This window comes from Roseiarcus sp. (assembly GCF_049514155.1).
Classification (GTDB): domain Bacteria; phylum Pseudomonadota; class Alphaproteobacteria; order Rhizobiales; family Beijerinckiaceae; genus Roseiarcus.
Genome location: NZ_JBEKVH010000264.1, coordinates 1 through 3,349, shown reverse-complemented (window position 1 = coordinate 3,349; position 3,349 = coordinate 1). Strand labels below are relative to the sequence as shown.

Annotated in this window: 5 protein-coding genes; all 5 read left to right on the top strand. The window is 64.2% G+C overall.

Annotated elements, in window-relative coordinates; translation table 11 throughout:
• The coding region (locus ABSF49_RS21170) for an ABC transporter substrate-binding protein (RefSeq protein ID WP_424114610.1) at positions 1-519 on the top strand (519 nt) is incomplete at its 5' end.
• Positions 520-525: 6 nt separating this feature from the next.
• Positions 526-1,395 carry a branched-chain amino acid ABC transporter permease gene (locus ABSF49_RS21165; RefSeq protein ID WP_424114609.1) on the top strand — a complete coding sequence of 290 codons (870 nt, stop codon included), beginning with the start codon at positions 526-528 and terminating at the stop codon, positions 1,393-1,395.
• On the top strand, positions 1,392-2,351 hold the full coding sequence (locus ABSF49_RS21160; RefSeq protein ID WP_424114608.1) for a branched-chain amino acid ABC transporter permease: 960 nt from the start codon (positions 1,392-1,394) through the stop codon (positions 2,349-2,351). The genes ABSF49_RS21165 and ABSF49_RS21160 overlap by 4 nt, the downstream gene beginning before the upstream one ends.
• Positions 2,348-3,151 (top strand): ABC transporter ATP-binding protein, encoded by an 804-nt coding sequence (locus tag ABSF49_RS21155; protein ID WP_424114607.1) that lies wholly within the window; start codon positions 2,348-2,350, stop codon positions 3,149-3,151. Before ABSF49_RS21160 ends, ABSF49_RS21155 begins: the two co-directional genes overlap by 4 nt.
• Positions 3,148-3,349, top strand: a 202-nt coding sequence (locus ABSF49_RS21150; protein WP_424114606.1) for an ATP-binding cassette domain-containing protein, incomplete at its 3' end; no start/stop codon positions are given. The genes ABSF49_RS21155 and ABSF49_RS21150, both read left to right, overlap by 4 nt.

The following is a 3,349-nucleotide window of genomic DNA, read 5'->3' as shown; positions in this document are numbered from 1 at the left end:
CTCAAGCAGATCGTGCAGTTCGGGCTCAACCAGCAAATTCACGTCGCCGGCCTTCAGCAGGAACTCGAATCGCTCGAGGCGATGCCTCCGGAAGCGCGCATCGGGATTTGGATGTTCGAATGGTACTGGAAACAGCCGGGCATTCCCGGGGTGGATAAATTCGTCGCCGACATCCGCAAGGTCAACAACGGCAAGGTTCCGACCGCGCGCAATTGGTTCGGCTATGCGTCGGTTCACACGCTCGCGGGCGTCGCCAATCAGCAGAAGACGATCGACTCGGTCGCGCTCGCCAAGGCGCTCGGCAATTTCGAGCTGCCGCCTGAAATCAAGCTGCAGCCCAACAAGTGCTACTATCGCCCCGGCGACCATCAGTTGATGACGTCGGCCTTCGTCGGCGAGGCGCAATCCGGCGGCGCCGGCGATCCCGAGGACCTGTTTCGCGTCGACCATGTGATCGCCGGCGACGAGACCGCGCCGCCCGAAGACGCGACAGGCTGCAAGATCCAATGGCCGGCTTAGGCCGCGATGACGCAGCTTCTGCTTTTCAACGTCACCAACGGGCTGATCATCGGCGCATTCTATGCGCTGATGGCGCTCGGCCTGTCGCTGATCCTCAATCTGAGCAACGTCATCAATTTCGCCCACGGCGGGTTTCTCGTCATCGGCGGATACCTCGCCTACACGATCACGCCCTATGTCGGCTTCTGGGGCGCGCTGCTGATTGCGCCGGTGCTCACTGCAGTCATCGGCCTGGCCGTCGAGGGGGTTTTGATCCGCCCGCTCTACGGCCGCGATCCGCTTTACAGCCTGCTGATGACCTTCGGCTTGGCGTTCATCATTGAAGACGGCACGCGCTTCATCTGGGGCGCGCAAGGCAAGCCGGTGACGATCCCGCCCTTTCTTGCGCGCCCGCTGAGCCACGAGCTCTTCTTCATCACCGGCTATCGCATCTTCATGGTCGTGACGGTCACGATCGCGGTGGCGCTGATTTTCGCGCTGCTGCGTTACACGCGGCTGGGCATTCGCATTCGCGCCGCCACGCTCGATCTCGAGATGGTCGCGGCGATGGGGGTCAATGTGCGGATTCTGCGCTCGCTCAACTTCGCCGCCGGCATCTATCTCGCTGGGCTGGCTGGCGCGCTGGCGGCGGGGCAGCTCGGCCTCGAGCCGACCATGGGAACCGGCCTCCTAATGCCGAGCTTCATCGCCATCATCATCGGCGGCGTCGGCAGCCTGACGGGAACCTTGATCGGCGGGCTGCTGATCGGAGTCGCCTCCGGCGTGACGGCGGTGTTCGCGCCGGCCGCCAGCGAGGCGGTCATGTACGTGCTGATGGCGTTCATCCTGCTCGCGCGCCCGCGCGGCCTGTTGGGCGAAGAAGGCATGATGACGTGACCGGGACGCTCTCGACCCGAAAGCTGGCCGTGCTATTAGCGATCTGGGCGCTGCTGGCGCTCGCGCCGTACTGGATGCCCCCGCTCGGCGGCTACACGGCGCTGGGCACGCGCGTGCTGGTGCTGGCGCTCGCCGCCATGTCGGTGAATTTTCTGCTCGGCTTCACCGGCGTGCTGTCGTTCGGCCACGCCGCCTATTTCGGCCTGGGCGCCTACGGCGCCGGCTTCGCCTTGAAGTTTCTCGCCCCCAGCACGCCGCTCGCGATTGTCTGCGGCATGATGCTCGGCGGGTTGGTTGGCGCCGCGCTGGGATGGGTCATCGCGCACCGACGCGGCGTCTATTTCGCTATGGTGACGATCGCGATCGGGCAGGTCTTCTACTATATCGCCTTCCAGTGGAGCTCGCTGACCGGCGGCGACGACGGCTTGCGCGGCTTCTCGCGCCAGCCGATCGACTTCGGCCTGTTCAAGCTCGACATCGTGTCGAACTCGGAGACCTTCTACTATTTCGTGCTCGTCTGCTTCGCGCTTGTCTTGGCGATCATGGCCTTCATCCTGCGCTCGCCGTTCGGGCGCACCCTGATCGCCATCCGCGAGAACGAGCGGCGGGCGCGGTTTCTCGGCATTCCCGTCGATCGCCACATCTGGATCGCCTTCTCTCTGTCCTGCTTCTTCATGGGCTTCGCCGGAGCGCTCTACGCGCTGGTGAACAATTTCGCCGATCCGCGCGGCCTTCACTACAGCCAGTCGGGCGATTTCGTCATGATGGCGGTGATGGGGGGGATGCGCAATTTCTGGGGCCCGCTGCTCGGCGCCGCCGTGTTCGTGGTGCTTCAGGACTATCTCTCCAGCGTCACTGTCAACTGGATGTCGGGGGTTGGCGCGCTGTTCGTCGTCATTGTGCTGTTCTTTCCGCGCGGCCTTCTCGGCTTCGTCAAAAGCAAGAGCCAAGCATGAGTTCGGCGTTAGACACGAAGGGGGCGAGCGAGGCCGCTTCGGCGCCGCCAGCCAAGGTCTTGGAAGTCGTCAACGTCGGAAAGCGGTTCGGAAGCCTGGTGGCTGTCGACGACATTTCGCTCGCCGTCGCGCGCGGCGAACTGCGCGCGATCATTGGGCCGAATGGCGCTGGCAAGACGACCTTCTTCAATTTGATCAGCGGCTTCTTTCCGCCCAGCGCAGGCAGAATCGTCTTCGACGGGCGCGACGTCACGACGATGCCGGCGTATCGGCGCGTCGCCATTGGCATGGCGCGGACCTTTCAGATCACCGAAATATTTCCTGAGCTTTCGGTCTTCGAGAATCTGCAGATTGGCGTCGAGATCGCCGCCGGCTATCGCCTGAGGCCGTGGATCAGCCGCGCCGAGAAGTCGGCGGTGCGCGGCCGGATCGACGAGATCCTCAATCTTGCCGGGTTGACCGGCAAGACCGATCGCCTAGTCGGCGAACTCGCCCACGGCGACCAGCGCGTCGCCGAGATCGCCATGGCGCTGACGCTGCGGCCGCGTCTCCTGCTGCTCGACGAGCCGGCCGCGGGCATGGGCGATCAGGAAACTTACACAGTCACTAAGCTCATTCGCGATCTGCACCGCCGGGCCGAGATGGCGATCGTGCTGATCGAGCACGACATGCGTGTGGTGTTCGGCCTTGCCGATCGCATCACGGTTCTCGATCGCGGCCGGCTGCTCGCGGAAGGCTTGCCCCAGGAGATCGCCGGCGACGCGGCGGTCCAACAGGCCTATTTGGGGAAGAAGGCATGACGGCGCTCGTGGCCGAAGGCCTTCACACCTATTATGGCAAGAGCCACATCCTCAACGGCGTCGGCATCGAGGTCGCCGAGGGGAAAATCACCGCGTTGCTGGGTCGCAACGGCGCGGGAAAGACGACGACCCTGCGCAGCCTGATGGGGCTGACGCCGGCGCGAAGCGGCAAGATCACGATTTTCGGCCAGGACACGA

Excerpts from the sequence above, each read along its gene's own strand:
- ABSF49_RS21155 (WP_424114607.1), top strand. The coding sequence starts at position 2,348 with ATGAGTTCGGCGTTAGACACGAAGGGGGCGAGCGAGGCCGCTTCGGCG.
- ABSF49_RS21165 (WP_424114609.1), top strand. The coding sequence starts at position 526 with ATGACGCAGCTTCTGCTTTTCAACGTCACCAACGGGCTGATCATCGGC.